Genomic DNA, 26399 nt, shown 5'->3' on the forward strand with positions numbered 1-26399 from the left:
GGGTGGACGTCGACGCATTCGTGCTGACCCATCGCGCTACCTGGGACCGGCTGGACCGGTTGGTCAAGGGGCGCCGGTCGCTGACCGGCGCGGAGGTCGACGAGCTCGTCGAGCTCTATCAGCGGGTGTCCACCCACCTGTCGATCCTGCGGTCGGTGTCGTCGGATTCGCTGCTGACCGGCAGGCTCTCGAGCCTGGTGGCACGCGCGCGCTCGGTGGTGACCGGCGCGCACGCGCCGCTGAGCAGGACGTTCGTCCGGTTCTGGACCGTCTCCTTCCCGGTGGTCGCCTATCGCACCTGGCGGTGGTGGCTGGGCACGGCGGTGGTGTTCCTCGCGGTCGTGGCGGCCATCGCATTCTGGGTGTCGGCGAATCCCGAGGTGCAATCGGCGGTCGGAACACCAAGCGAAATCGACGAATTGGTCAACCACGACGTCGCCTCGTACTACAGCGCGCACCCCGCGGCGGCGTTCGCGCTGCAGGTGTGGGTGAACAACTCCTGGGTTTCCGCGCAGTGCATCGCGTTGTCGGTGCTGCTGGGGCTGCCGATCCCGATCGTGCTGTTCAAGAACGCCGCCAACGTGGGCCTGATCGCCGGCCTGATGTTCAACGCGGGCAAGGGCGGTGTCCTGCTCGGCCTGCTGGCCCCGCACGGGCTGCTGGAGCTCACCGCGGTGTTTCTGGCGGGCGCGACGGGAATGCGGCTGGGCTGGTCGGTGATCTCGCCGGGGGACCGGCCACGCGGTCAGGTGCTCGCCGAGCAGGGCCGGGCCGTCGTGTCGGTCGCCGTGGGACTGGTCGCGGTGTTGCTGGTGTCCGGGCTCATCGAGGCGTTGGTGACGCCGTCGCCGCTACCGACGGCCGTCCGGGTCGGCATCGGTGTCCTGGCCGAGGTGGCGTTCCTGTCCTACGTGGTCTACTTCGGCCGCCGCGCGGCCAAAGCCGGGGAGTCCGGCGACATCGAGGACGCCCCGGACGTGGTCCCGACGGGCTAGAGCCGCCCGCTGGCCTTCATCGCCAGATAACGGTCGGCGAGGGCGGGCGCCAGGTCGGCGGGCACGGCGTCGACGACCTCCACCCCGCTGCCGCGCAGCCGGGCGGCGATCACGCGGCGCTCGTTGCGGGAACGCTCGGCGGCCGCGGCGTCGTACACCGCGGCCGCGTCGGCGCGCCCGGCGGCCATCTCGTCGACGCGCGGATCGGCGACCGCCGCGACCATCAGGTGATGGCGGGCCGACAACGTCCCCAGCACCGGCAGCAGCCCCTCCTCGAGCGCGGTCGCGTTGAGATCGGTCAGCAGCACCACCAGGGATTGCTGCCGGGTACGCCGAACCAGCGCCGACGCCAGTGCACGCCAGTCGGTTTCGACGAGCGTCGGCTGCAGCGGTGCCATCGCCTCGACCAGCTGGGTGAGCAGTTCGGTGCGGGAGGCCCCGACCACCGCGGCGCGGCTCACCCGGTCGTGGGCCAGGAAGTCCACGTGGTCGCCGGCCCGCATCGCGAGCGCCGCGAGCAGCAGGGCGGCATCCATCGCCCAGTCCAGTCGCGGCCAGCCCGCCGGTCCGGTGCCGGGATCGGACAAAGTCGGGTCGACGCCGACGCGGCCGGCGGCCGTGCGCCCGGTGTCGAGCACGAGCACCACCCGGCGGTCGCGTTCGGGCCGCCAGGTGCGGACCACCACGTCGGCGCGGCGCGCGGTGGCGCGCCAGTCGATCGAGCGCACGTCGTCGCCGACGACGTATTCGCGCAGCGAATCGAATTCGGTTCCCTGGCCGCGGATCAGCGTGGGCAGCGGCCCGTCCATCTCGCGCAGCTTCGCGAGCCGCGACGGCAGGTGCTTGCGGGACAGGAACGGCGGCAGCACCCGCACCCGGCCGGGCACCGTCCGCGAGGTTTGCCGCCCGGCCAGCCCCAGCGGGCCGATCGAGCGGGCCGTGACCGCCGCCGCACGCTGGTCGCCGCGCCGCACCGGCCGAAGGCGGGTCCGGATCAGCAGGTGCTGCCCGGCCCCGATGGTGACGGGATGGACGCGCGGCTGCGCGCGGGCGCTGGGTGGCCAGGCGTCGCGGATCTGGCCGCGGAACCGGCGGCGGCCGTCGTTGTGGACCGTCAGGACCGCGTCCACCTCCTGGCCGAGCCGCACCGAGCCGTCCGGGGGGCGGGTGTACCGCAGCCCCCCGGTGCCGGCCGCCATCCCGACGTCGACGGCGACCGCGGCGACCAGAGCCGCCAGCAGGGCGACGAAAGCCCTTGCCGGCCAGTCAGATACGGCGATCGGCAGGGCGCATAGCAGTGCTACCAGGCCGGTGCGTCCGGTCAGGACCACTAGCGGGGCACCGGAACCGAGGCCAGGATCCCGTCGAGCACGCCGTCGGCGGTGGCCCCCTCCAGCTCGGCTTCCGGCCGCAGCATCAGGCGGTGCCGCAGCGTCGAGGAGGCCATGGCCTTGACGTCGTCGGGGGTGACGTAGTCGCGGCCGGACAGCCACGACCAGGACCGGGCGGTGGCCAGCAGCGCAGTCGCCCCCCGCGGCGACACGCCCAGTTGCAGGGCGGGGGAGATGCGGGTGGCCCCCACGACGTCGACGATGTAGCCGAGTACCTCGTCGGCGACCCGCACCCGTTGCACCGCGGCGCGGCCGGCCGCCAGTTCGGCGGGCCCGGCCACCGGCTTGATCGCGGACAGGTCGCGGGGGTCGAAGCCGTGCGCGTGCCTGCCCAGGATGACGATCTCGGCGTCGCGCGGCGGCAGCGTGACGTTCAGCTTGAGCAGGAAGCGGTCCAGCTGGGCTTCGGGCAGCTGGTAGGTGCCCTCGTATTCGACCGGGTTCTGGGTGGCGGCGACGATGAACGGATCGGGCAGCGGTTTGGGTTCGCCCTCCACGCTGACCTGACGCTCCTCCATCGCCTCCAGCAGCGCCGCCTGCGTCTTCGGTGGGGTGCGGTTGATCTCGTCGGCCAGCAGCAGGTTGGTGAACACCGGGCCCGGCCGGAACACGAACGCGGCGGTGCGTGCGTCGTACACCAGCGAACCGGTGACGTCGCCGGGCATCAGGTCGGGGGTGAACTGCACCCGCTTGAAATCGAGTCGCAGCGCCGCGGCCAGCGCCCGCACCAGCAGCGTCTTCGCCACTCCCGGAACGCCTTCCAGCAGGACGTGGCCACGGCACAGCAGCGCGATCACCAGGCCGCTGACGACCCCTTCCTGTCCCACGACGGCCTTGGCCAGCTCGGCGCGCAGCGCCAGCAGCGCCTCGCGGGCCGGGTCAGCGGCGGGGGTCTGGGCGGGGGAGGGGGGTGTCACGATGCGGTGACCTGCCTTTCGATGTCGTCGAGCGCACGGGCAAGTTGTAGCAGTTCGTCGTCGGTGGCCGGGGGTGGGCCGTAGAGCCGGTGGGCGACGAGTCCGGCGTCGGCACGGCCGCGCTGCGCGACGGCCGCCACCACCGCCGGGGGCGGCGCGCCCGCGCCCAGCCCGAGCCGGGGCAGCAGCCGCTGCACCGTGGCCAGGCGCAGCGCCGCGGCGGCCCGGTCGCGGGCCCGGCGCGACCGGTACAGCCGGGCGCGGCCCTCGACGGTCTCCGACGCGCGCACCACCACGGGCAACTCCTCGGTCACCAGCGGGCCCGGCCGGCGGCCCTTCCAGAACGCCACCAGCGCCACCACCAGGCACAGCTGCCAGAGCAACCAGGTCACGTTGCCGGGGATCAGGCCGAAAAGCGAAGTGGTGGAGGAGTTCTCACCCTCGAAGTGCTGGGGCGCATACCAGATGAGGCGGGGCCGGTCGCCGGCGAGGTTCATCGCCAGCGCGGCGTTGCCCGCCCGCAGCAGGCCCCCGTTGGTCATGAACTCGGCGCTGCCCACCACGGTGACGGCCCGGCCGTGGGCCCGGAACCGGATCAGCACCCCGCCGTAGCAACTCGTCACGGCCCTGCCGGCGTCGGCCCGGTAGCTGTCGCTGGGCCCGAAGCGCGCCGCTCCGGCCCGGTCGGCTTCGCGCAGCGTGCAGTCCGGGCTGCTGTCGAAGCCTTTCGGCGCCGGCTGCTTGCGTACGCCGGGCAGCAGCGCCTCGCGGGTCCGTGCCGTCGGCTCGACCAGCAGCAGATCGCCTGGGGCGCCGGCCAGTTCGTCCAGCACCGGGTCGGTCAGGTATTGGCTCTGCGCCACCAGGATCAGGGTGGCGGGGCGCGCGGCCCGCTCGACGTCGGCGATGCCGGTGGCGACGACGACCTCGACACCGTTGTCGCGTAGCAGCGTCACCAGGGCGTGGGCGCCGTCGGGTGCGGTCGACGCCGGATCCATCGGAGCTCCGGACCGTGGTGCGGTCAGGTAGGCGCCGACGCCGGCGACGGCCGCGATGACCAGCAGCGACAGCGCCGCCCAGCGCCAGGTGCGTCGGCGCTGCGCTGCGGTCCCGGGTGCCGCCGTCACCGGACCCGCGCCCAGGACTCGACGGTGCCGGCCGCCGGCGCCGCGGGGGCACCGGCCGGCGAGCGTGACCTCAGGTGCTCGTCGAGGTCGGCGATCATCCGGTACTCGGGCTCGGTGCCGGGTCGCTCGCCGTAGGTGACATCGTTGAAAGCGGTTGCCGCCCGGGATAATTCACCGGCCAGGTGGGGAAGTGTGGCGCCGGCGTCGCGGGCCAGCTCGTTGGCGGTCCGCCCGGGAGTCGCGCCGAGCACCCCGGTCTCCTCGAGCTGGCGGGCGACCGCGCGGAGCCGGTGCCGGATCGCCGCGGCCCAATCGCCTTCGGCGGCAAAGCCTTCGGCGGTCGCGCGGTGCTGCGCGGCGGTGAGCTGCGTGGCCGCGAACAGCGCGACCCCACTGCGGCGGGTGCGCAGCGTGCGCCGCGCGACCCGGACTGCGATGACCACCGCGACCGCCAGCAGGACGAACAGCACCGCGGCGGTGAACCATCCGCCCGGCAGCGACGCGGTCTTCTCCAGCAGCCGGTACAGCTGTTCGTTGATCCAGTCGGACAGCTGCTGCCAGGCCGAGCCCCGGGAATAGACCGGCTTGTCCAGCTCGGCCTGCGCGGCCCGGTGGGCGGCATCGCGGTCGATGTCGATGGAAGGCACGGTGTGATGGTCCTCGCTCGGCCTCTACGCGGGCCGGGTCAGCCAGAGGTTGTCGGTGGATGCATAGGGCCCGCCGGCGGCCCCGGTCTGCAGCACCAGGTCGAACGCCTCGGCGCGCATGCGGCGGTCGGTGTAGAGCAGCACGACGACCCCGGCGTTGAACGGGGCCGTGACGATCTGGCCGATCGTAGACCCGACGGTGGCGATCGCGGTACCGAGCACCAGCACGGCGGTGGACGCGCCCTGGGCCAGCACCAGCTGGCCCGCGATGCTGAACGGCGCGGCGATCGCGTTCGCGACGACGGTGGCCACGACGAACGTCAGCGTCCGGATGCCCAGCACCCGCCAGAAGCCGTTGCGGACCAGCGCGAAGGACCGGGTGATCGCGTCGATGACGGGCAGCCGCTCCAGCACGATCAGCACCGGCGCGAACAGCACCACCGTGTACAGGTAGACCAGCAGCGCCAGCATCCCCAACAGCAGCGGGAACCCGAACACGATCGCCGCCGCCCCGCTGCCGACCGCCGCCAGCACCGCGGCCGCGACCGCCGCCAGGCCGCCGAGGGTGGCCACTGCGGCGGCCTCCAGCATCGCCAGTCCGAGCAGGGGAAGCAGCCGCCCGCGAATCCTGGCCCAGGTCTCGCCGATGGTGATCGTCGACCCGAAGACCGCGCGCCCGACGATGACGGTGAGCATGCCCGACAGCAGCATGCCGCCCAGCCACGTGACCAGCAGGCCGGCGGCAATCGACGCCAGGAGTGCGCCCACGACCGCGGAACTCGGCTCGTCCGGCTGCCCGGCGGTGGCGCCGCCGAAAGCCGTCAGGGGCCCGAGCGTGGCGACGAGCGTGATGATCTGCATGACCACGACCACCGAGGCGGTCAGTCCGAGCGTGGCCCGCGGGTTGGCGCGGATGTAGCCGACCGCCCCGTTGAAGATCTCGCTCAGGGTCAACGGCCGCAGCGGGATGATCCCGGGTTTGACGATCGCCGGCGGCCGGTACGGGGAACCGTATTGCGGCGGGCCATAGCCGTACGGGGAGCCGTATTGCGGGCCATAGCCGTATGGGGAGCCGTATGGGGAGCCGTAGCCGTACGGGGAGCCGTAGCCGTACCGGGGGCCGGGCGGGGGCGCGTTCACCAAGCCCGGTGGCCTTCGGAGCCGAAGTAGCCCAAGCGGCCGCACCCATCGTTCGTCATGGCCTCCATCCTGTCGGCGGCCGGTTCATTTCTCAATCTCGGTGTCGCAATCTCCCGGTTGGCCGTGGCGCGTACCGTTCCAGACATGGCGGAACTCAAGGCCCGGATCCGGGCGGACCTGACCCAGGCGATGAAGGCGCAGGACAAGTTGCGCACCGCGACGCTGCGCATGCTGCTGGCCGCGATCCAGACCGAGGAAGTCTCCGGCAAGCAGGCCAAGGAACTCACCGACGAAGACGTCCTCAAGGTGCTGACCAGGGAGTCCCGCAAGCGTGGCGAGGCCGCCGAGATCTACACCCAGAACGGCCGGGGCGACCTGGCCGCCAACGAGCACGCCGAGGCCCGGGTCATCGACGAGTACCTGCCCACCCAGCTGACCGAGGCCGAGGTGGCCGACGTCGCCGACACCGCGATCGCCCAGGTCGCCGAGGAGATCGGCGAGCGGCCCGGCATGAAGCAGATGGGCATGGTGATGAAGGCGGCCACCGCGATCGCGGCCGGCAAGGCCGACGGCGCCCGCCTGTCCGCGGCGGTCAAAGAGCGCCTATGACGCGCGCCGCGGCGCCGCGCGCGGCCCGCGCCGCCGCAACGACCCGCGGGAACTGCGGTCCCCGGTCGTCGCCGCGGGCCGGCCGGCCGGCGTCGAGCCGTTCCCGCTGCGGCACCACGACGTACTTCGGGTCGCGGGTGGATTCGACCCCGGCCTCGAACACCCCGAACCGCTGCAGCACGCTGCCGGACAGCAGCGCCAGCCCGGACAGGGCCGCGACACCGCGGTTGCGTCCGCCCGCCACCGCGCCCAGCGCCCCGGCGACCGTCAGGTACTCGGCCGGCTTGCGCAGCCGGTGTGCTTTGCCGCTGGTGTAGGCCTGCGCGGCCAGACCGATGCGCCGCTCCATGAGCCGCGACGCCGCGACCTCGAGGCCGGCGCCCAGGACGGCCAGCCGGCGGGCCGGGCCGGCCTCGGCGACCGGCGCCAGCAGCATCCCCAGCCCGCCGCCGCTGGCCGCGGCCGACCCGGTGAACACGAACGGCAGGTACGGGTGTGCGGCGTTCCAGGCCGGGACGGCGGTCTGCGACAGCAGCACCGCGGTGTAGGACGCGACCCCCGGCGCGAAAGCGGCTGCCGATAGCCCCGCCGGGCGCGCCGAGGCGGCCAGCAGCCGGCCGGGCGCGGACCCTCGCAGCGCCGACGGCATCAGCTCGGCGGCCCCGGCCAGCCCGGCGCCGGGACCGTAGGCGGACAGGATCCAGGTGCCCACGCTCATCGGCGAACTCGGCTTGGCCACCCGCAGCATGTGGTGGAACCGCTCGGGGCGGCCCAGATCGGCGATGAGTAAGTACATGCTGGCGACCAGGCTGGCCAGCGCCCCGACCCGCCCCACGCGGCGCAACTCGCGCCGGCCGGTCAGGTCGGCCCCGGCGGCCAGCAGCGCCGAGCCCCCCGACAGGCCCCCGGCGAACAGGTAGGCGGCGATCTTCCACTCCCATACCGGCGTCTTGAGCACCGCACGCCCGTAGTACGACCGGAACTCGGCGCGCGGCACGGCGAGCTGCTCACGGCCCCCGCCGCTACCCCGACCGCGCGAGAAAGTCTGGGCGTGGACGTCCTGCGCGCCCGCCTCGCTGCGCTGTTCCCTCACCGCCGGCCCCGCCCCAGGAACGACGACACCGCGGCGGCCACCAGCGCCGAGGCCGCGATCCCGGCGTAGCGCCACATGGCCGGCGCGTCGCGGGTGGGCACCACCGGGTCCGGGGGCAGGCCGTACACCTCGGGCTCGTCGAGCAGCAGGAAGAACGCGCCGTCGCCGCCCACCCCGTCGTTCGGGTCGTGGCCGTAGAGTCGCGCCTCACCGACCCCGAGCCCGTGCAACTGGTCGAGGCGGCGGGCGGCGCGCTCACGCAGCTCGTCGAGGACACCGAACTGGATGGAGTCGGTGGGGCACGCCTTGGCGCACGCCGGTTCCAGGCCGTCCCGCAGCCGGTCGTAGCACAGCGTGCACTTCCATGCGCGGCCGTCGCCCTCGCGCCGGTCGATCACCCCGTACGGGCAGCCGGACACGCAGTAGCCGCAGCCGTTGCAGATGTCCTGCTGCACAACGACGGTGCCGAACTCGGTGCGGAACAACGCGCCCGTCGGGCACACGTCCAGGCAGCCCGCGTGGGTGCAGTGCTTGCACACGTCGGAGCTCATCAGCCAGCGGAAGTCGGTGCGCGATTCCGCGCCGGTCGCGTCGCCGGGGCGCGCGAACTTCGGGAAGTCCAGGTCCACCGGGGCGTTGCCGAGTTTCCCACCGCCGCGCGGCATGGATTCGATTGCTGCCGTCGCGATCTCGGCCGACTTGCCGGTACCCGAAGGGCCGGTCTCCGATCCCGCGACGTCTGGGTCCTGTTGTCCCAGCGGACGCTCCTGCTCGATGAAGGCGACGTGGCGCCACGTGCTGGCGCCGAGCATGCCGGTGTTGTCGAACGACATCCCCAGCAGGTTGAAGCCGTCGTCAGGCACGGAGTTCCACTCTTTGCACGCCACCTCGCAGGCCTTACAGCCGATGCACACCGAGGTGTCGGTGAAGAAGCCCATCCGCGGCGGATGATCCGCGGCGTACCCGGCGTTGCCGGCGGGGTCGGGCAGTTCGCCGTAGAAGCTGTTGTCGCTCAAGGCGTTTCCCCCGGCTCGACATGGGCCACCGGGTCGGGCCGGGTGGTGTCCACATGAGTACCCGTTTCGGTGGTGATGCCCGCGCGGTTGCGGTAGTCGGCGATGTAGGCCAGCAGTTCGGGTCCGCGGGGCCGCCGCCCGGGCCGCACGTCGCAGGTGGCGACCTTGCTCTCCTGGATGAACACGTTCGGGTCCAGCACCACCCCGAGCAGGTCGTTGACCACGTCACCCTCGACCGGGCCGGCGTAGCCCCAGTGATACGGCATCCAAACCTGATGGATGACATGGTCTTCGATGCGCAGCGGCTTCATCCGGTCGGTCACGAACACCTTCGCGTCCACCGCCGTGCGGCTGGTGATGACGTGCGCCCAGTCCATGTGCGTCAGCCCGCGCAGGCGCGCGAGCTCGGGGGACACCTCGACGAACAGCTCAGGCTGCAGCTCGGCGAGATAGGGCAGCTGGCGGCTCATCCCGCCGGCAGTGTGATGCTCGGTGAGCCGGGCGGTGGTGAACACGAACGGGAACACCTCGCCGTGCGCCTCCGGCGGCGACGGGTTCGACGGATTGTCGCTGCGGCCGTAGACGATTCGCGCCGGGTTGCCCTGCTGGGTGTACAGCGCGTTGCGCACCGGCGACTCGTGCGGCTCGTAATGAGTGGGCAGCGGGCCGTCCGCCAGCCCGTTGGGCGCGAACAGCCAGCCTTTGCCGTCGGCCTGCATGACGAACGCGTCGTCGCCGCGCAGCGCCTCCACCCCCACCGCGCCCTCGGGCGGGCGGTAGTCCGGCGGCTTGTGCAGCTCGAAGTCGGGGATGTCGTGGCCGGTCCACTCGCCCCGCTCGGGGTCCCACCACACCAGCTTCTTGCGCTCGCTCCACGGGCGCCCCGCCGGGTCAGCAGAGGCCCGGTTGTAGAGCACCCGGCGGTTCGCCGGCCACGTCCAGCCCCACTCGTTGTCGTAGGGGCCCTGCTGCTCCTTCGGCTTGCGCCGCGCGGCCTGGTTGACCTCGTCGGCGTACACCCCGCTGTAGATCCAGCAGCCGCACGCGGTGCTGCCGTCGGCCTTCAGCTCGGTGTAGCCGTTCACCGCCTTGCCGGTGGTCAGGTCGATGCCGTTCATGCGACGCAGCACGTCCTCGCCCGAGGGCTCATCGGCCTTCGGACCTTCGGCCTCCTCGGTCTTGTAGTCCCACGCCAGGTCCAGCAGCGGGCGGTCGCGCTCGTCGGTCGAGCCGGCCAGCTTCTCGCGCAGCCGCCGGCCCAGGTGATAGAAGAACCACAGCTCCGAGCGGGCGTCACCGGGCGGGTCGACCGCCTTCTCCCGCCACTGCAGCATGCGCTGGGTCTGGGTGAACGTGCCGGCCTTCTCGACGTGGGAGGCGGCCGGGAAGAAGAACACCTCCGTGCGGCACGTCTGCGGCGAGATCTCGCCCGTCTCGATCTCCGGGGCGTCCTTCCAGAAGGTGGCGCTCTCGATCATGACGAGGTCGCGCACCACCAGCCAGTCCAGGTTGGCCATGCCCAGGCGCTGCAGCCGCCCGTGGGCGGACCCGACGGCCGGGTTCTGGCCGAGCAGGAAGTAGCCGAACACCGTGCCGTCGATCATGTCCAGCACCGTGCGGTAGGTGCCGTGGTCGCCGTTGATCCTGGGCAGGTAGTCGAAGCAGAAGTCGTTGTCGGGTGTCGCGTGCTCACCCCAGTACTCCTTGAGCAGCGACACCATGTAGGTGTCGGCCTTGTGCCAGAAGCCCTTCTGGTTGCTGCTGGTGATCTTCTCGAGGTAGTCCGCCAGGGTCTCCTGGCCGGCCTGCGGCATCGTGAGGTAGCCGGGCAGCAGGTTGAACAGCGTCGGCACGTCGGTGGAGCCCTGGATGCTGGCGTGCCCGCGCAGCGCGAAGATCCCGCCGCCGGGGCGGCCGATGTTGCCCAGCAGCAGCTGGATGATGGACCCCGCACGGATGTACTGGGCGCCCATCGAATGCTGGGTCCAGCCCACGCTGTAGACGAGCGCGGCGGTGCGCTCCCGGCCCGAGTTCTGCGTCCACGCCCGCGCGATCTGGAGGAAGGTCTCGGCCGGCACGCCGCACACCCGCTGCACCATCTCCGGGGTGTAGCGGGCGTAGTGCCGCTTGAGGACCTGGTAGACGCAGCGCGGGTGCTGCAGCGTCGGGTCGTTGGGAATCTCGCCCGCGGCGCCCTCGATCGCGGCCCCGCCGGAGCCCAGCTGCGTCGGTGCCCCCTGCTGCTTGTCGGACGCCCCGCCCCGGCCGCCGTGGTGCGTGGACTCGTAGTGCCAGCTCGCCGGGTCGTAGGACGCGGTGTCGTGGTCGTAGCCGCTGAACAGCCCGTCGAGGTCCTCGGTGTCGCGGTAGCCCTCGTCGAGGATGAACGACGCGTTGGTGTAGGCGGTCACGTAGTCCCGGAAGTCCAGTTCATTGGACAGGATGTAGTTGATCACCCCGCCGAGGAAGGCGATGTCGGTGCCCGCGCGCAGCGGCACGTGCCGGTCGGCGACCGCGCTGGTGCGGGTGAACCGCGGGTCGATGTGGACGACCCCGGCCCCTCGGGCCTTGGCCTCCATCACCCACTGGAAGCCGACCGGATGCGCCTCGGCCATGTTCGAGCCCATGATGACGATGAAGTCTGAGTTCGCGAGGTCCTGCTGATAGTCCGTCGCGCCACCGCGACCGAAGGAGGCTCCCAGACCGGGAACCGTGGCGCTGTGTCAAATACGGGCCTGGTTCTCGATCTGCAGCGCGCCCAGCGCGGTGAACAGCTTCTTGATCAGATAGTTCTCTTCGTTGTCCAGCGTCGCCCCGCCCAGGCTGGCGATGCCCATGGTGCGGCGCAGGGTGTTGCGGTCTTTGTCGAAGTCCTGCCAGCCCTTGCGGCGGGCGTCGAGCACCCGGTCGGCGACCATGTCCATCGCGGTGTCCAGGTCGAGGTCGGTCCACTCGGTGGCGTAGGGGGCGCGGTAACGCACCCTGGTCTCGCGCTGCGACCCGGTGACCAGTTGCTTGCTCGCGGATCCCTTGGGGCACAACCGGCCCCGGGAGATCGGGCTGTCCGGGTTGCCCTCGATCTGGACGACCTCGCCGTCGGTGACGTACACCTTCTGCGCGCAGCCGACCGCGCAGTAGGGGCACACCGAATGCGCGACGCTGTCGGCGGTGGCGGTGCGGGGCTGCAGCCCCGCGGAGCGCTCGGACTGTGCGGCCTTGCCGCGGCCCAGCGCGTCGGCGCCGGTGAGCTGGCGGTAGACCGGCCACGACTGCAGCAGCTTGCCGAAATCCATCCTTCGATCAAACCACTTCGCGGGTGCCGTCGCCGCCGCGGCGGGTCAGCCGCCGCGCGTCGAGCCGCTCCAACAAAGGCACGGCGACCCGGCGCGTAGTGCCCAGAGCGCGCCGGGCCTCGCTCACGGTGAACGGCTGCGGCAGCGTCGCCAGGATCCCGGCCGCGCGGTCGAGCGCGTCCGGACCCAGCACCACCCCGTCGGCGATGCGGGTCAGCCGCCCGGCGCGCACCGCCGCGGCCAGCTCGCGGGCGCCCAGCTTGAGTGCGGCCAGGTCGTCGGCCTCCGGGGCGCGGAACGGTTCGGCGGCCAGCCGGTCCTCGACGGCGCGCACGGCCTCCTCGACGCGGGCCGGCAGGCCGGCGCCGGGCGGTGCGACCAGGCCGTCGGACACCGTCAGGCCGGTGCCCTCGAGCAGCCCGGACACCAGCTCGGCGGCGGGCAGCCCGAGCTGGCGGCGCAGCGCGTCCAGCGGCATGCCGGCCGTGACGTCGCGCTCGGCGGCCCAGCGCCGCACCGCCGCCACCGCGTCCGCGCGCCGCTGCGCCCACCACCGCGGGTCCACCACCCAGTCGCCGATCCGCTCGCCGCGCGCGGGCAGACCCATCGCGCGCAGCTCGTCCGCCCGGGCGCAGTCGGGCGGGTGGACGCTACCGGTCGCCAGCTCGTCGGCGCGGGCGCGCGCCGCGCCGCGGCGGCGCAGCGCCGGCGGGCGCACGTCGAGCACCTCGATCCCCGCGGCGATCCGGTGCTCCCCGGAGTCGCGCAGCAGCCCGACGTCGGAGACCCGCAACGGCAGCGGCCGGCGCAGCCTCAGCCGCGCCGCGCCGGCGCCGAGCGGGCGGACGTGCACCGGCACCGCCGCCGACCCGACGTGCAGGACCAGCTCGCGGTGCAGCGTCTGCGCCGTTCGCAGCGCGACGTCGACCTCGGCGGTGTCCAGCCACGCCCCGGGGGTGCGCACGGTGTCGCCGCGGCCGATGTGCCGGCGGTCCACACCGCGCAGGTTCAGCGCGACCCGGGCCACTGCGCCGGCCTCGGGGCGGTCCTCGCCCAGGCACTGCAGCCCGCGCACGGTGACGCGCCGCCCGGCGTGTTCGAGTTCGTCGCCGACCCGTACGGTGCCGGCCGCGAGCGTCCCCGTCACCACCGTGCCCGCGCCGCGGACGCTGAAGGTGCGGTCCACCCACAGACGCACGTCGGCGGCGGGATCCGGTACGGGCAGCCGGTCGGTGAGCGCGACCAGCTCGGCGCGCACCCGGTCCAGGTCGGTGCCGAGCACCACCGGCGGGTCGGCCAGCGACGTGGCCGCGAACCGCTCCCGGGCCGCCTCGACGGCCGGTGTGGGGTCGGCCAGATCCGCCTTGCTGATCACCAGCAGGCCGTGGCGGACGCCGAGGGCGTGCAGCGCCGCGAGGTGTTCATCCGACTGCGGCATCCAGCCCTCGGTGGCCGCGACCACGAACATCACCGCGGGCACCGATCCGACGCCGGCGAGCATCGTGGCGACGAACCGCTCGTGGCCCGGCACGTCGACGAACGCGATCCGCCGCCCACCGATGTCGGTCCAGGCGAAGCCAAGGTCGATGGTCAGGCCGCGGCGCCGCTCCTCGGCCAGGCGGTCCGGCCACATGCCGGTGAGCCGGTGCACCAGCGTCGACTTGCCGTGGTCGACGTGCCCGGCGGTGGCTACGACGAACATGCCCGCGGCGCGCACGCCCGCACCGCGGCCGCCAGCAGCTCGTCGTCGTCGGGGGCCACGGTGCGCAGATCCAGCAGGCACCGGCCGGCCTCAACGCGGCCGACCACCGGCGGGTCGCCGGCGCGCAGCGCCGCCGCGTAGGGCTCCGGGAGGCTCAGCCCGGCGCTGGGCAGCCGCATGTCGGGGGCGCCGCCGCCGCCGACGGCCGCCACGCAGTCGACCACCTCGGCGCCCGGCAGCCGCGCGGCGAGCCGCTGCGCACGCGCGCGCAGCGCGGCGACGTCGGCGGTCAGGGCCCGCGCCACCGGCGGCGGCGGGCCCACCAGGGTGGCCTCCAGCGCGGCGAGGGTGAGCTTGTCCACCCGCAGGGCGCGCGCCGCCGGATGGCGGCGCAGCCGCTCGACCAGCGCGGCGTCGCCGAACAGCAGCCCGGCCTGCGGCCCGCCGAGCAGCTTGTCGCCGCTGGCGGTGACCAGGTCGGCCCCGTCGCGCAGCGCCGACGTGGCGTCGGGCTCGTCGGGCAGCACCGGATGCGGCGCCAGGAGCCCGGAGCCGATGTCGACCACCAGCGGCACGCCCAGCCCGGCCAGCTCGCGCACCGCGACCGCCGAGGTGAACCCGCTGACGTGGAAGTTCGACGGGTGCACCTTGAGCACGAATCCGGTGTCGGTCCCGATCGCGCCGGTGTAGTCGGCCAGGGCGGTGCGGTTGGTGGTGCCGACCTCGCGGAGCCGCGCACCGGCCGAGGCCAGCAGGTCCGGGATACGGAATCCGTCGCCGATCTCGACCATCTCGCCGCGGCTGATCACGATCTCCCGGCCGGGGGCCAGCGCGAGCGCGGTGAGCAGCAGCGCGGCCGCGTTGTTGTTGACGACGTGCACGCCGCCGGCGGCGGGGACCGCCCGGGCCAGCGCGGCCAGCGCCGAGCGGCCACGGCGGGCGCGCCGGCCGGTCGCCAGGTCGAACTCGACGTCGGTGGCACCGCCGGCCGCGACGACGGCGTCCAGCGCGGCCGGCGACAGCGGCGCCCGGCCCAGGTTGGTGTGCACGACGACGCCGGTGGCGTTGAGCACGGGACGCAGGCCCGACGCGGTGCCCGGCAGCGCGGCCACGGCGTGCTCGGCGACGCGGTCGGGGTCGATCTCGCCTTCGCGCGCGGCCTGCTGAGCCGCGGCGATCACCGACTTCACCAGCGGGCGGCCCAGCGTCCGCTCGGCTTCGGCGAGGCGGGGATCGGCGAGCAGCGCGTCGGTGCGGGGCACCCGCCGGCGCGGGTCGGTCATGTCAGGGCCCGGGGTGGCGGAGGCGGACGGGAATCGAACCCGCCAACGACAGCGTCTGCCGCTCGACGGTTTTGAAGACCGCGCCGGTCACCAGACCGGACACACCTCCCTGGACCATGAGGACAATTATGGACGCCGTGTCCTACCGGTTGACTCAGTACGCCCACGGCGGCGGCTGCGCGTGCAAGATCCCGCCCGGCGAACTTGAGGAGGTGGTCCGGGGGCTGGGGGTCTCGGCGCCGCGCGACCCGGTCGGTGAACTGCTGGTCGGGCTCGACAGCGGCGACGACGCGGCGGTGGTGCGCATCGACGGCGACACGGCGCTGATCGCGACGACGGACTTCTTCACCCCGGTCGTCGACGACGCCTACGACTGGGGCCGGATCGCGGCCACCAACGCGCTGTCGGATATCTACGCGATGGGCGGCCGGCCGGTCGTGGCGGTGAACCTGCTGGGCTGGCCGCGCGACGTGCTGCCCTTCGAGCTGGCGACCGAGACGCTGCGCGGCGGGCTGGACGTGTGCACGCTGGCGGGCTGTCACCTGGCCGGCGGGCACAGCGTCGACGACCCCGAACCCAAGTACGGGCTGGCGGTGACCGGCATAGGGGACCCGAAGCGGTTGCTGCGCAACGACTCCGGCCGACCGGGGACGCCGCTGTCGCTGACCAAGCCGCTGGGGGTCGGTGTCCTGAACGCCCGCCACAAGGCCACCGGGGAGCGCTTCCCGCAGGCCATCGACGCGATGACCACGCTCAACGCCGCCGCCGCGGCGGCGGCGTTGGCGGCGGGCGCCGACTGCGCCACCGACATCACGGGCTTCGGGCTGCTCGGGCACCTGCACAAGCTGGCGCGGGCCAGCGGTGTCACGGCGGTGATCGACTCGACCGCGGTGCCCTACCTGGAGGGCGCGCGGGAGGCGCTGGCCGCGGGCCACGTCAGTGGCGGCACGCGGCGCAACCTCGAGTGGGTGGCCCCGCACGTGGACCTGTCGGCGGTGAGCGGTGACGAGGCGCTGCTGCTCGCCGACGCGCAGACCTCGGGAGGGTTGCTGGTCGCGGCCGAGATCCCCGGGGCGCCCGTCATCGGGGAACTCGTGGCCCGCGGGGAGCACACCATCGTGGTTCGCTGAGCGGTTTGCCACCGAGCCCCCGGGGTAACCAGGGCGCTATGACCAACTTTGGCTACACTCTGATGACCGAGCAGAGTGGACCGAAAGACCTTGTGCGGTACGCCGTTTCGGCTGAAGAGCGTGGCTTCGACTTCGAGGTGTGCAGCGACCACTTCTCGCCGTGGCTGGTCTCGCAGGGGCACGCCCCCTACGCGTGGACGGTGCTGGGCGCGGTGGCCCACGCCACCGAACGGGTGGATCTGTACTCCTATGTGACCTGCCCGACGATGCGGTATCACCCGGCGATCGTCGCCCAGAAGGCGGCCACCGTGCAGATCCTGTCCGACGGGCGGTTCACCCTCGGCCTGGGCAGCGGGGAGAACCTCAACGAACACGTCGTCGGCGAGGGCTGGCCGACCGTCGAGCGCCGGCAGGAGATGCTGTGCGAGGCCATCGGGATCATCCGCGAGCTGTTCACCGGCGAGCTGGTGAGCTGGCGGGGCGACTACTTCGAGGTCGACTCGGCGCGGCTGTGGGACGTGCCCGAGGTCCCGGTCGGCATCGGGGTGGCGATGGGGGGTATGAAGGCCGTCGACCAGTTCGCCAAGCTCGGTGACCACATGATCGCCACCGAGCCCGATGGCGAACTCGTCCACGCGTGGCACGGCGCCCGCCGGGCGGCCGACACGGCCGGCAGCGGGCGCATCGTCGGCCAGATCCCGGTGAGCTGGGACCCCGACCGCGACGCCGCCGTGCAGCGCGCGCACGACCAGTTCCGCTGGTTCGCCGGGGGCTGGAAGGTCAACGCAGACCTGCCCACCCCGGCCGGTTTCGCCGGCGCGACGCAGTACGTGCGGCCCGAGGACGTCGCCGAGACCATCCCGTGCGGCCCGGACCTGGACGCCGTCGTCGAGGCCGTGCGGCCCTACTGGGAGGCCGGCTTCACCGACATCGCGCTCGTCCAGATCGGCGGCGAGACGCAGGACCGGTTTCTGGCCGAGGCCGCCGAACCGCTGCTCGAGGCGCTGCGGGTCGCGTCGGGCTGACGCGCGCCGCGCGGCAACATCGTCTGGCTCATAGGGGGTTGACGTGAGTGGAAACTCCGCAACGACAACGACTTTGACAAAAGCGCTCGGCGGCGGCAGGGCGCGATCGCGGCGGCGGTGCTCACCGGCATCGCCGGGGCCACATCTACGCGGCGTTGCGGACGGCACGGGCATGAGATCTTCGAGCACACGAAACCATTGAAGGAGCGCGCAATGCCAGAGGAGTTGCAGGGCAGGACCATCGCCATCCTGGCCGCCGACGGTGTGGAGAAGGTCGAACTCGAGAAGCCGCGTGCGGCACTGACCGGTGCGGGCGCCCGGGTCGAGGTCGTGTCGGTGCAGGCCGGTGAGATCCAGGCGCGCAACCACGATCTCGAGCCGGCCGGCACGTTCGCGGTCGACCGGGTGGTGTCCGATGTCTCCGTCGACGAATTCGACGGCCTTGTCCTGCCCGGCGGGACGGTCAACCCGGACAAGCTGCGCCTCGACGACCGCGCCGTCTCGTTCGTGCGCGACTTCGTGGAGTCCGGGAAGCCGGTGGCCGCGATCTGTCACGGCCCCTGGACGCTGGTGGAGGCCGGGATCGTGGCAGGGCGCAGGCTGACGTCCTACCCGAGCATCCGCACCGACCTGCGCAACGCGGGCGCCGACGTGGTCGACGAGGAGGTCGTCGTCGACGGCAACCTGATCACCAGCCGCTCCCCGAAGGACCTGCCCGCGTTCTGCGCGGCGATCCTTCGACAGTTCGCCCGCACTCCGGCGGGCTGAGGCGAAACCCGGGCGCGAACTGCTCCGAAGGCCGGACCGTTTGAGTCCATCGGTTTGCGGGCATAAGACAGGCCACGCCACGATCCTCGAATGGATTCCGAAAGGCCCAGGTTGACAATCACATTCCCCGCGCCGGCTGGCGCATTCGACGACCCGACCGCCCCCGCAAGCGGGAAAGTGTACCGGCCACAAGACGACTCGCGCCTCCTGGTGGCCACCATGGAGCGCACCGGGCTGATTCCCGGCCGCCGGGTGCTCGACCTGTGCACCGGCAGCGGGTTCGTCGCGATCGCGGCGGCCGAGATGGGATGCGCCGGCGTCACTGCCTTCGACATGCCCGCACGCCGTGCGATGTTCGCGCGGCAACGCCGCCGGCGCCGGGGTGGTGGTCGACGTCCGGGAGGGCTCCTGGACGCGCGCCCTGGATCTGGGCCCGTTCGAGGTCGTCGTCTCCAACCCGCCCTACGTGCCGACCCCGGCGAGCACCGTTCCCGAGGCGATCCCGGCGGTCGCCGGGCCGCCATGGGCGTGGAACGCGGGCGCAGACGGGCGCTCCATCCTGGACCCGCTGTGCCGGGCGATGCCGAAGCTGCTGTGCGACGGGGGAACGATGCTGATGGTGCAGTCCGCGTTCGCCGACACCGCTCGGTCGCTGGACATCCTGCGCTCGGCCGGTATAGCGGCGGAAGTAGTTGCCTCGGAGTTGATTCCGTTCGGGCCCGTCCTTTCGGCCAGGGCGGCCTGGCTCGAACAGACGGGGCGCATGCCGCGTGGCTGCCGCGAGGAGGAGCTGGTCGTGATCCGGGGGGACAAGCGATGAGCGCCGCCCGGGTACAGGTGGTGCCGGGCGGGCCGGTGCTGGTCTCGGGCCCGGTGCGCATCGAGATGCCCGACGGCGACGTCGTCGAGTCCGACCGGTTCATGGTGGCGGTCTGCACCTGTCGGCGCAGCGAGGAATATCCGTTGTGCGACACCAGCCATCGCCGGTGCCGCCGCGTCGCCGAATCCCCTAGTCGATCGGCCTGCGCAACGACGAGCGGCCCTGCTCCCACGCCGCCATGACGGTCGCGGCGAATCGGTCTTCGAGAAGCGCGTTGGCCCGCATGCCGAAGACGACGTCGGGCTCGAGCTGCGGTTCGCGCGCGAGGAGGTCGCCGACCACGTTGACGCGCACCACGTGCTCGTGGACCGCGTCGGCCTCGACGTGCTCGCGGTAGAACCTCACGCAGGCCGCGGGCGCGCCCATCCGCTGCAGCGCCTCGGCCATCCGCCGCGACCCCGGCGGAGAGGTGATCTCGATCGACGCGAAGTGCCCGACCGCGGCCCCGCGCAGCGCCCGGTGCAACCCGAACAGCGACATCAGGTTCACCACCGCCAGCGCCTCGGCCGGGACAGCGTCCAGGTAGCCCAGGTAGGCCGCGTCCAGGCCGGCGGCGCACAGCAGGTCGGCGAAGAGTTGCTGATGTAGGCGCGGGCCCTGGCCGGCGCCGTACTCGTCGTACTCGACCGCCACGAACGCGGCCTTGGCGCCGCCCGTCAGGCGGGGGATCGCCCAGGCGTGTGGGTCGCCCTCCTTGAGGTGGTACAGCGAACGGTGCACGAAGTACTCGCGCATCTGCTGCCAGGTTCCGTTGTCGCGCAGGTGATATGAGGGGCCGGTGCCGCCGGGCGGCTCGACGGTGAGCGCCTCCATCTCGGTCGCCGCGCTGCGGCCCGGTTCGATCGGTCCCACGTCGCGGCGCACGCCGGCCAGGAACACGCGTTCGAGCTCACCGCGCAAACCCAGCAGCGCGGGATTCCACTCCCAGGCGGGGTCCACGCCGGCGAAACCGCGGTAGTGCAACTCGTAGCACATGCACAGCGCCAGCTGCAGGTCCAGGCCGTAAGGGTCGGAATCGCGCGCACCGGAACCGATGCGCGTCAAATGGTCGAAGGAGGGCGGTCCGGTCAGCGCCAGGCGAACCGCCGTCGACAACGGTCCGTGGGCCGCCGGCAGGGCCGGTTCGGCGATGATCGGTGCACGGGTCACGCCGATGGATACCCGTCAGCCGCCGGAGCAAACTACCGGTTGCGCGCATACGATCGGGGTGGTGTGGACGCAGTCGCCCGTGGGGCAACTCTGATGGCGTCGGTGCCCCTCGAGGACTACGCGGTGCTGGGGGACCTGCACACCGCGGCGTTGCTGGGCCGGAACGGCAGCATCGACTGGTTGTGTCTGCCGCGCTTCGACTCGACGGCCTGCTTCGCGGCGTTGCTGGACGACGAGTCGGCCGGGCACCGGCGCATCGCCCCGGTCGGCACCGGGGCGGCGACCCGCCGCGCGTACCGCGAGGACACGCTGATCATGGACAGCGAGTGGGACACCCACGAGGGCACGGTGCGGGTGACCGACTTCATGCCGCCGCGCGGGGAGGCCGCCGACGTGGTGCGGGTGGTCGAGGGTTTTGTCCGGCCAGGTCCGGATGCGGATGCGGTTGGTGATCCGGTTCGACTACGGCAGCATCCGGCCCTGGATCACGTTCACCGAGCAGGGAATGCGCGCGATCGCGGGTCCCGACACATTGTGCCTGTCCACCCCGGTGCGACTGGCGGGCGATCACCAGGCCGTGGTGGCCGAGTTCGAGGTGGCCCGCGGCGAGAAGATCCCGTTCGTGCTCACCCACATGCCGACGCACAATCGCAACGCCGCCCAGGCGGAGGCGCAGCAGGCCCTGCGGGACACGGAGATGTTCTGGCGAAGCTGGATCGACCGCTGCACCTACCGGGGACCCTGGGACGCGGCGGTGCGCCGTGCCGTCATCACGCTCAAGGCGCTCATCTACCGGCCGACCGGTGGGGTGGTGGCCGCGGCCACCTCAGCACTGCCCGAAGTGTTTGGCGGCAAACGCAATTGGGACTACCGGTACTGCTGGTTGCGCGACGCCACCTACACGTTGCAGGCGCTGCTGGACACCGGGTACGTCGACGAGGCCAAGGCGTGGCGGGACTGGTTGGTTCGGGCCGTCGCCGGTGACCCGTCCAAGCTGCAGATCGACGAGTGGCGGGCCCTGCGGCACCGCATCCACGCCGACGTCTGCGAACACGGCTTCGACGCCGACCGGGGAACGTTCACCCAGTTCTACGGTTCCCGCGGCCTGGATGCCGCGCTGCTGCTGATCCCGCGGGTCCGCTTCCTGCCGTGGGACGATCCGCGGGTGGTGGGCACCGTCGAGGCCGTGCAGCGCGAGCTGAGCGACAACGGCCTGATCGTGCGTTACCGGCCCGGCGCCGACGGTGACGTCGACGGCATCCACGGCGGCGAATGCGCCTTCCTGGCATGCACTTTCTGGCTGGCCGACGCCCTGCACGGCATCGGCCGCCGCGACGAGGCCCGGGCGCTGTTCGAGCGCCTGCTCGACCTGCGCAACGACGTCGGTCTGCTCAGCGAGCAGTACGACACCGACACCGCCCGCCAGCTCGGCAACTTCCCGCAGGCGTTCAGCATGGTGGGCCTGATCAACACCGCCCGCCATCTGCAGCGCGATCAGTGACCCTGTGCCGGCGCCGGCGGGCGGAAGCCGGCCGCGACGACGGTCCCGTCGGCCGTGCTGTTGACCTCCATCGAGTCGCTGATCGCGCGCATCAGCGGCAGCCCCCGCCCGCTGTTTCCGGGGTTGGCGGCCGGGGTCTTCCAGGAGCCGGAATCGATGACCCGCAGGCGGATTTCCCGGTCGACGGCGTCGGCCTCGACCAGCATCGTCCCGTCCCCGCGCCCGCGGTAGGCGTGCTCGACGCAGTTGGTGCACGCCTCGCTGGCGACCAGCACGATGTCGGCACCCAGCGACTCCGGGACCCCGGCACCCTCGAGCCACTCGCCGAGACGGCGCCGCATACCGGCCAATTGGTCTGCGGCGGCCTGGGTTTCGAATCGGAACGGTGGTTGCCGGTGCCGGTAGATCACCATGGCGACATCGTCGTCAAATCCCGGCGCCGGGGCAAGCTCGCGAAGCACCGCCTCGCCGACGTCGTCCAGGGCCAGGTCCGCCGTCTGTGCCAGAACCTCTGCGGCGCGGGCGATCCCGACGTCTATCGACTCGTGTTTGCGCTCGACCAGGCCGTCGGTGAACACCATCAGCGTCGAGCCGGCCGACAGCACCCGCACGCCCTGCGGGCGGGGCGTGTCCCGGCGCACCGCGAGCGGCACCGACGCGGCGTCTGCCACCACGGTCGTCGCCCCCGGTTCCGGGCCCACGATCACCGCGGGCATGTGGCCGGCGTTGCTGTACTCCATGGCCCCGGACCCGGTGTCTAGGAGGGCGACGAAAACCGTTGTGCAATAAGCGTTGGGGATCAGCGACGCCGCCAGGTCGAGCTGCTCGAGCAGGAGGGCCGGCTGGGCGCCGTTGATCAGCAGTGCGCGCGCCGAGCTGCGCAGCTGACCCATGACCGCGGCGGCCGGCAGCCCGCGGCCCACGCAGTCGCCGACCACGATGCCGATGCGATGTTCGCCGACGGGCAGCACGTCATACCAGTCGCCCCCGATCTCCAGCGGCGGGACGGCCGGTTCGTAACGCACGGCGAAGCCGGGCGGCGGCTGTATCGGGGGCAGCATGGCGCGCTGCAGGGTCAGGGACGTCTCGCGGGCGGTCTCGAACTGGCGGACATGCTGCATGGCCAGGCTGAGGTGGCCGATGAGCACCGTGACCAGCAGCCGGTCCTCCGCGCTGATCCAGCGCGGGGAGCCCAGCTCGAGCCACAGTGCCAGATCCCCGGAGCCGGACAGCACCGCGACCAGCCCGTGGGCCTTGCCGGGGCGGTCCGGACCTTCGATCGGCTTGGCCGTCAGCGGCAGCTGCTGACGCGCCTGCTGGAAGGTCTCGCGCAGCCACGGATGGAGCTGGCGCCAGGACTGGGCCGGCCGGCCCGCCGCCTGCACGTTCGGTTCGCCGTCTCCGTTGGGCCATTCGGCGACGAGCACGCGGCGCACGTCGAGGGCCGCCCGGCATTCGTCGAGGGTGATCGACAGCAGCTCCGAGACGCTCTTGGCCACGGCCACCGACGTGGCCAGCCGCAGCACCGCGCTCTCGCGGGCCGCGAAGGCCCGTTCCGCGGTGATGTCGCGCACCGTGCCGACGTAGGCGTCGAGGCCGCTGCCGGATCCGCGGACCGTGTTGATGGTCACCAGGACCCAGACGAGGTGGCCGTCGCGGTGCCGGATCGGTGTCTCGTAGTGGCTGCCGCCGCTGTCGCGGACCACCGAACGTTGTTGCAGGGCGGTCTCCTTGTCGAGCAGCCAGGGGTGCGGCCACCGGTAGGGCAAGCCCTCGGCGGGGTACCCGACGATCTCGACCAGGGCGTGGTTCATCTCGACCACGGTCGCCTCGTGATCGGCGACGAAGAACCCCTCTTGCAGCGAGTTCACCAGGGCGGTGCGGAACTTGTCGCGGTCGGCGAGACCTTCGGCGCGCGCCCGTTGTTCGGCGTAGCGCCGGGTGCCGTCGAGGAATCCGCGGGTCGCGACGTCCAGCGGCGCCAGCGTCTGCAACAGGAACTCCAGGGCCCCGGCGTCGTCGACGGCGGCGGTTCGCCCCGCCTCATAGACCAGGCCGAAGTGGTGTTCGACGATGTCTAGCACGCTGATCCGGTCCTGCAGGGCGATCCGCCCGAGTTCGTGGCCCACGGCCAGACTGTCCTCGTCGCGGGCGGCCAGGTAGGCACGCAGCGCGGCGTCGTAGCGGGCGCGAAAGGCGTCGGCTTTGCTCATCTGGTTGCCCCCCGGTGACGAGCGGTGAGCACCATCGCGTCGTCGGTGTCCTTGGCGTGCTCGACCAATATATGTTCGGCGATGCCCGCGGCGGCCGCCGCGAAGTCGATTCCCTCCACGGCGAAGTCGGTGATGCCGTCGCTGGCGATGACGATCAGGTCGCCGGCGCGCAGGGGCACCACCTGCGCGGGCTGGATCTCCGGAATGCGGTAGCCGACGATGCCCGCGGTCAGGCGCGCCGCGGATCGGACGTGGATGCCGCGGGCGGACCTGGCGATCAGGTTGGCGGTGACGTTGCCGACCCCGGTCCAGGTCAGGGTGTTGGCCGTGAAGTCCACCCGGGCCAGGGTCATGGCGACCCCCCGGGTGCCGGCCAGCACGCGGTGGCACAGCTGCACCAGGACCTCCAGGCGTTCGGAGCGGGCGCGCCGCAGCGCATCGACGGCGCGCAGCGCGGGTGTCGCGGCGGCCGGGCCGTGGCCGAGCCCGTCCATCACACCGAACAAGGCGGCTTCGCCGCCGATGTCGATCGCGACCGCCTGGTCGCCGGAGATGGTCTCTCCGGGCAGCGGGCGACCCGCGGTGGCCCACTCGATCGGCCCGAGCCGGCCCCCGCGATTCCATTCCTCATGCACCCGGCGGAACCCATTTCCACATCTCGACCACCGTGCCGCGGCCGAGCACCGAGTGCACCGCCAGCCGGTCCATCAGGCGCCGGGCGCCGGGCAGGCCCATGCCGAGGCCGCGGCCGGTCGAGTACCCGTCCTCCATCGCGCGCTCGACGTCGGTGATGCCCGGGCCGTGGTCCTCGGCGCGCACCACCAGCGCCTTGCGGCCCTCCCGGTCGGCCACCGTGACGCGGACCGTGCCGCGACCCGCGTAGCTGGTGATGTTGCGCGCGATCTCCGAGATCGCGGTGGCGATCATCGTGACGTCGGTCAGGGAGAACCCGAGGTCGAGAGCGAGCTGGTGTCCCGCTTTGCGGGCGGCCACGATGTCGTCGGGATGCTCGATGGCGACGACGGCTTCGCTCGCGTCAGCCGCCACCGTCGCGCCCGATCGCCGGTTTGCCGGCCCGCAGCTGCCGATGCAGCAGACAGAGCCCCTCCTCCAGGTCCAGGGCGGTGGTCATGTCGTCGAACGCCAGCCCCAGCTGGACCATCGCGAAGGCCACCTCCGGTTGCAGGCCGACGATCACGGTGTCGGCGCCACGCAGCCGCGTCATCCGGGCGATGGTCTGCAGCGACCGCGCGGCGAAGGAGTCCATCACGTCGATGGCGGTGACGTCGACGATGATGCCTTGCGCACGGTACCGGCTGACGTGCTCCATGAGGTCGTGGCGCAGGCGCTCGGTGTCGGAATCGGACAGTGCCGCCTGCACCGTGGCGATGAGGATCGCCCCCTGCTTCAGGATCGGTACCGGCATGGTCCCCTCGCCCCGGCTGGGCTCACCCGGTCTGCTCCCCGGCGCGGGTGACTTCGTAGCCGAGCAGGCGCTCAGCCTCCTCGATGCCGCCCTGCAGGTCGCCGACGGCGTTCATCTTCGACAGGTCCAGCCCGATGGTCACCAGGGTCAGCGCGATCTCCGAGGACAGGCCGGTGATGATGACGCTCGCGCCCATCAGGCCGGACGCGTCGACGGTCTGCACCAGGTGGTTGGCCACCGTCGAGTCGATGGTGGGCACACCGGTGATGTCGATGACCACGACCTTCGCGCGGTTGGCGCGGATTGCCCGCAGCAGTTGCTCGGTGACCTGGCGGGCGCGCTGGCTGTCGAGCACACCGATGATCGGCAGGATCAGCAGCTGCTCGCGCACCTGCAGGACCGGCGTCGACAGCTCGCGGATCGCCTCCTGCTGCTGGCGGATGATGCGCTCGCGCTCCTGCACGAAGCTGACGGCCACGGTGTTGGCGATGCGGTTGGCCGCCGGCTCGTAGGCGTCGAGCACGCGGTTGAGCATCTCGAAGTTGCTTTGGTACTTCTTGAACAGCGAGCGGGCCAGCACGTCGCGCAGCAGCAGGACGATGCCGATGACCTCGTCGGTCTCCACACCCCGCGGGATGATTCGTTCGGACAGGTCGCGGGCGTAGGCCTGCAGCGCCTCCACGCTGCCCGTCTCGAGCACCTCGACGTAGTTGTCGTAGACGGCGGTGGCCTCGCCGAACAGCTCGTCCGGTGTCATCGCGGTGAGCAGTTTTGCCTCGGTGATCCTGCGGGCCCATTCCTCGCGCAGGATGGTGCGGTTCTGGCGCAGGTGCTGGACCAGTTGCGGCAGCAGTCCGTCGCTGGAGATGCTCACCGGCTGGGTGGCCGCGGCGGTGCCGGGGAAATTCGATGGAGATTCTGACATCTTTCCTCCTGATGCCCTCCCGGGGCGCACGCCGCGGTGCGCGCATCCTTGTGCGAGACTAGCTTGGATTGCTGTGGGGCAGGCGGTGAGGGCGTCTTGCTCTCGCCGTTCGTACGGCGGGTTACGCTTGCACCATCAGTCATGGCCCAGGACGAAGGATCGCCATTGT

23 protein-coding genes, 1 tRNA gene and 2 pseudogenes are annotated in these 26399 nt (G+C 72.2%); 9 read left to right on the forward strand and 17 right to left on the reverse strand.

All coding sequences use genetic code 11. The features are described from left to right. Positions 1–2: 2 nt before the first annotated feature. The gene (locus AB8998_RS01910) at positions 3–995 is read left to right on the forward strand and encodes a stage II sporulation protein M (protein WP_369736558.1); all 993 of its coding nucleotides are present in this window, start codon (positions 3–5) and stop codon (positions 993–995) included. On the opposite strand, the gene AB8998_RS01915 is transcribed toward AB8998_RS01910, so the two are convergent. From AB8998_RS01915 to AB8998_RS01935, 5 genes are read right to left on the reverse strand one after another with little or no spacing between them, the layout of a single operon-like run. Continuing rightward, positions 992–2326, reverse strand: a complete 1335-nt coding sequence (locus AB8998_RS01915; protein ID WP_369736559.1) for a DUF58 domain-containing protein — start codon at positions 2324–2326, stop codon at positions 992–994. The two genes, AB8998_RS01910 and AB8998_RS01915, sit on opposite strands and share 4 nt — an antisense overlap. Next, the gene (locus AB8998_RS01920) at positions 2326–3303 is read right to left on the reverse strand and encodes an AAA family ATPase (protein WP_369736560.1); all 978 of its coding nucleotides are present in this window, start codon (positions 3301–3303) and stop codon (positions 2326–2328) included. The genes AB8998_RS01915 and AB8998_RS01920 overlap by 1 nt, the downstream gene beginning before the upstream one ends. After that, positions 3300–4445 carry a DUF4350 domain-containing protein gene (locus AB8998_RS01925; protein ID WP_369741389.1) on the reverse strand — a complete coding sequence of 382 codons (1146 nt, stop codon included), beginning with the start codon at positions 4443–4445 and terminating at the stop codon, positions 3300–3302. The genes AB8998_RS01920 and AB8998_RS01925 overlap by 4 nt, the downstream gene beginning before the upstream one ends. After that, a complete protein-coding gene (locus AB8998_RS01930) occupies positions 4427–5077 on the reverse strand; it encodes a DUF4129 domain-containing protein (RefSeq protein WP_369736561.1) in 651 nt (216 codons plus the stop codon). The genes AB8998_RS01925 and AB8998_RS01930 overlap by 19 nt, the downstream gene beginning before the upstream one ends. 24 nt (positions 5078–5101) lie before the next feature. Next, the gene (locus tag AB8998_RS01935; RefSeq protein WP_369736562.1) at positions 5102–6262 is read right to left on the reverse strand and encodes a DUF7847 domain-containing protein; all 1161 of its coding nucleotides are present in this window, start codon (positions 6260–6262) and stop codon (positions 5102–5104) included. 99 nt (positions 6263–6361) lie between these two features. Between AB8998_RS01935 and AB8998_RS01940 the strand changes: the two genes are divergently transcribed. After that, the gene (locus AB8998_RS01940; protein WP_369736563.1) at positions 6362–6826 is read left to right on the forward strand and encodes a GatB/YqeY domain-containing protein; all 465 of its coding nucleotides are present in this window, start codon (positions 6362–6364) and stop codon (positions 6824–6826) included. Here AB8998_RS01940 and nrfD read toward each other — a convergent pair. The 6 genes from nrfD to AB8998_RS01970 all read right to left on the reverse strand — a co-directional run bounded on the left by nrfD (position 6810) and on the right by AB8998_RS01970 (position 15322). Continuing rightward, the gene (nrfD, locus tag AB8998_RS01945) at positions 6810–7823 is read right to left on the reverse strand and encodes an NrfD/PsrC family molybdoenzyme membrane anchor subunit (protein WP_369741390.1); all 1014 of its coding nucleotides are present in this window, start codon (positions 7821–7823) and stop codon (positions 6810–6812) included. The genes AB8998_RS01940 and nrfD overlap by 17 nt on opposite strands. Before the next feature lie 92 nt (positions 7824–7915). Next, the gene (locus tag AB8998_RS01950) at positions 7916–8935 is read right to left on the reverse strand and encodes a 4Fe-4S dicluster domain-containing protein (RefSeq protein WP_369736564.1); all 1020 of its coding nucleotides are present in this window, start codon (positions 8933–8935) and stop codon (positions 7916–7918) included. After that, complete coding sequence (fdh, locus tag AB8998_RS01955; protein ID WP_369736565.1) at positions 8932–12228, reverse strand: formate dehydrogenase; 3297 nt, start codon at positions 12226–12228, stop codon at positions 8932–8934. The genes AB8998_RS01950 and fdh overlap by 4 nt, the downstream gene beginning before the upstream one ends. A 7-nt stretch (positions 12229–12235) precedes the next feature. Then, the gene (locus AB8998_RS01960) at positions 12236–13930 is read right to left on the reverse strand and encodes a SelB domain-containing protein (RefSeq protein WP_369741391.1); all 1695 of its coding nucleotides are present in this window, start codon (positions 13928–13930) and stop codon (positions 12236–12238) included. After that, positions 13918–15213, reverse strand: a complete 1296-nt coding sequence (gene selA / locus AB8998_RS01965; RefSeq protein WP_369736567.1) for an L-seryl-tRNA(Sec) selenium transferase — start codon at positions 15211–15213, stop codon at positions 13918–13920. Before selA ends, AB8998_RS01960 begins: the two co-directional genes overlap by 13 nt. Before the next feature lie 14 nt (positions 15214–15227). Continuing rightward, positions 15228–15322 (reverse strand) — tRNA-Sec (locus AB8998_RS01970). A 19-nt stretch (positions 15323–15341) separates the two neighbouring features. Between AB8998_RS01970 and selD the strand changes: the two genes are divergently transcribed. From selD to AB8998_RS01995, 5 genes and pseudogenes are all read left to right on the forward strand, one after another. Continuing rightward, positions 15342–16343 carry a selenide, water dikinase SelD gene (selD, locus tag AB8998_RS01975; RefSeq protein WP_369736568.1) on the forward strand — a complete coding sequence of 334 codons (1002 nt, stop codon included), beginning with the start codon at positions 15342–15344 and terminating at the stop codon, positions 16341–16343. A gap of 38 nt (positions 16344–16381) precedes the next feature. Then, a complete protein-coding gene (locus tag AB8998_RS01980; protein ID WP_369736570.1) occupies positions 16382–17368 on the forward strand; it encodes an LLM class F420-dependent oxidoreductase in 987 nt (328 codons plus the stop codon). Between the two features lie 213 nt (positions 17369–17581). After that, positions 17582–18136, forward strand: coding sequence for a type 1 glutamine amidotransferase domain-containing protein (locus tag AB8998_RS01985; protein ID WP_369736571.1), 555 nt, complete (start codon positions 17582–17584; stop codon positions 18134–18136). A gap of 111 nt (positions 18137–18247) precedes the next feature. Next, positions 18248–18956, forward strand: a pseudogene (locus AB8998_RS01990) (HemK2/MTQ2 family protein methyltransferase). Beyond that, complete coding sequence (locus AB8998_RS01995) at positions 18953–19198, forward strand: CDGSH iron-sulfur domain-containing protein (protein ID WP_369736572.1); 246 nt, start codon at positions 18953–18955, stop codon at positions 19196–19198. The pseudogene AB8998_RS01990 and the gene AB8998_RS01995 overlap by 4 nt, the downstream one beginning before the upstream one ends. On the opposite strand, the gene AB8998_RS02000 is transcribed toward AB8998_RS01995, so the two are convergent. After that, positions 19146–20165, reverse strand: coding sequence for an iron-containing redox enzyme family protein (locus AB8998_RS02000; protein ID WP_369736573.1), 1020 nt, complete (start codon positions 20163–20165; stop codon positions 19146–19148). The two genes, AB8998_RS01995 and AB8998_RS02000, sit on opposite strands and share 53 nt — an antisense overlap. 93 nt (positions 20166–20258) lie before the next feature. On the opposite strand from AB8998_RS02000, the pseudogene AB8998_RS02005 reads away from it, so the two are divergent. Next, a pseudogene (locus AB8998_RS02005) lies at positions 20259–20522 on the forward strand (trehalase-like domain-containing protein); the annotation flags it as partial. Positions 20523–20604: 82 nt separating this feature from the next. Beyond that, a complete protein-coding gene (locus AB8998_RS02010; protein WP_369736574.1) occupies positions 20605–21666 on the forward strand; it encodes a glycoside hydrolase family 15 protein in 1062 nt (353 codons plus the stop codon). On the opposite strand, the gene AB8998_RS02015 is transcribed toward AB8998_RS02010, so the two are convergent. The 5 genes from AB8998_RS02015 to AB8998_RS02035 are packed head-to-tail and all read right to left on the reverse strand — an operon-like array spanning position 21660 to position 26230. Next, a complete protein-coding gene (locus tag AB8998_RS02015; RefSeq protein ID WP_369736575.1) occupies positions 21660–23879 on the reverse strand; it encodes a SpoIIE family protein phosphatase in 2220 nt (739 codons plus the stop codon). The genes AB8998_RS02010 and AB8998_RS02015 overlap by 7 nt on opposite strands. Beyond that, on the reverse strand, positions 23876–24448 hold the full coding sequence (locus AB8998_RS02020) for a SpoIIE family protein phosphatase (RefSeq protein WP_369741392.1): 573 nt from the start codon (positions 24446–24448) through the stop codon (positions 23876–23878). Before AB8998_RS02020 ends, AB8998_RS02015 begins: the two co-directional genes overlap by 4 nt. A 58-nt stretch (positions 24449–24506) precedes the next feature. Beyond that, positions 24507–24926, reverse strand: a complete 420-nt coding sequence (locus tag AB8998_RS02025) for an anti-sigma regulatory factor (protein ID WP_369736576.1) — start codon at positions 24924–24926, stop codon at positions 24507–24509. Next, positions 24916–25305 (reverse strand): STAS domain-containing protein, encoded by a 390-nt coding sequence (locus tag AB8998_RS02030; protein ID WP_369736577.1) that lies wholly within the window; start codon positions 25303–25305, stop codon positions 24916–24918. Before AB8998_RS02030 ends, AB8998_RS02025 begins: the two co-directional genes overlap by 11 nt. A 22-nt stretch (positions 25306–25327) precedes the next feature. Next, positions 25328–26230: an STAS domain-containing protein gene (locus AB8998_RS02035; RefSeq protein WP_369736578.1), complete on the reverse strand. Its 903-nt coding sequence runs from the start codon at positions 26228–26230 to the stop codon at positions 25328–25330. Between the last annotated feature and the right edge of the window lie 169 nt (positions 26231–26399).

Source organism: Mycobacterium sp. HUMS_12744610 (assembly GCF_041206865.1).
Taxonomy (GTDB): domain Bacteria; phylum Actinomycetota; class Actinomycetes; order Mycobacteriales; family Mycobacteriaceae; genus Mycobacterium; species Mycobacterium servetii.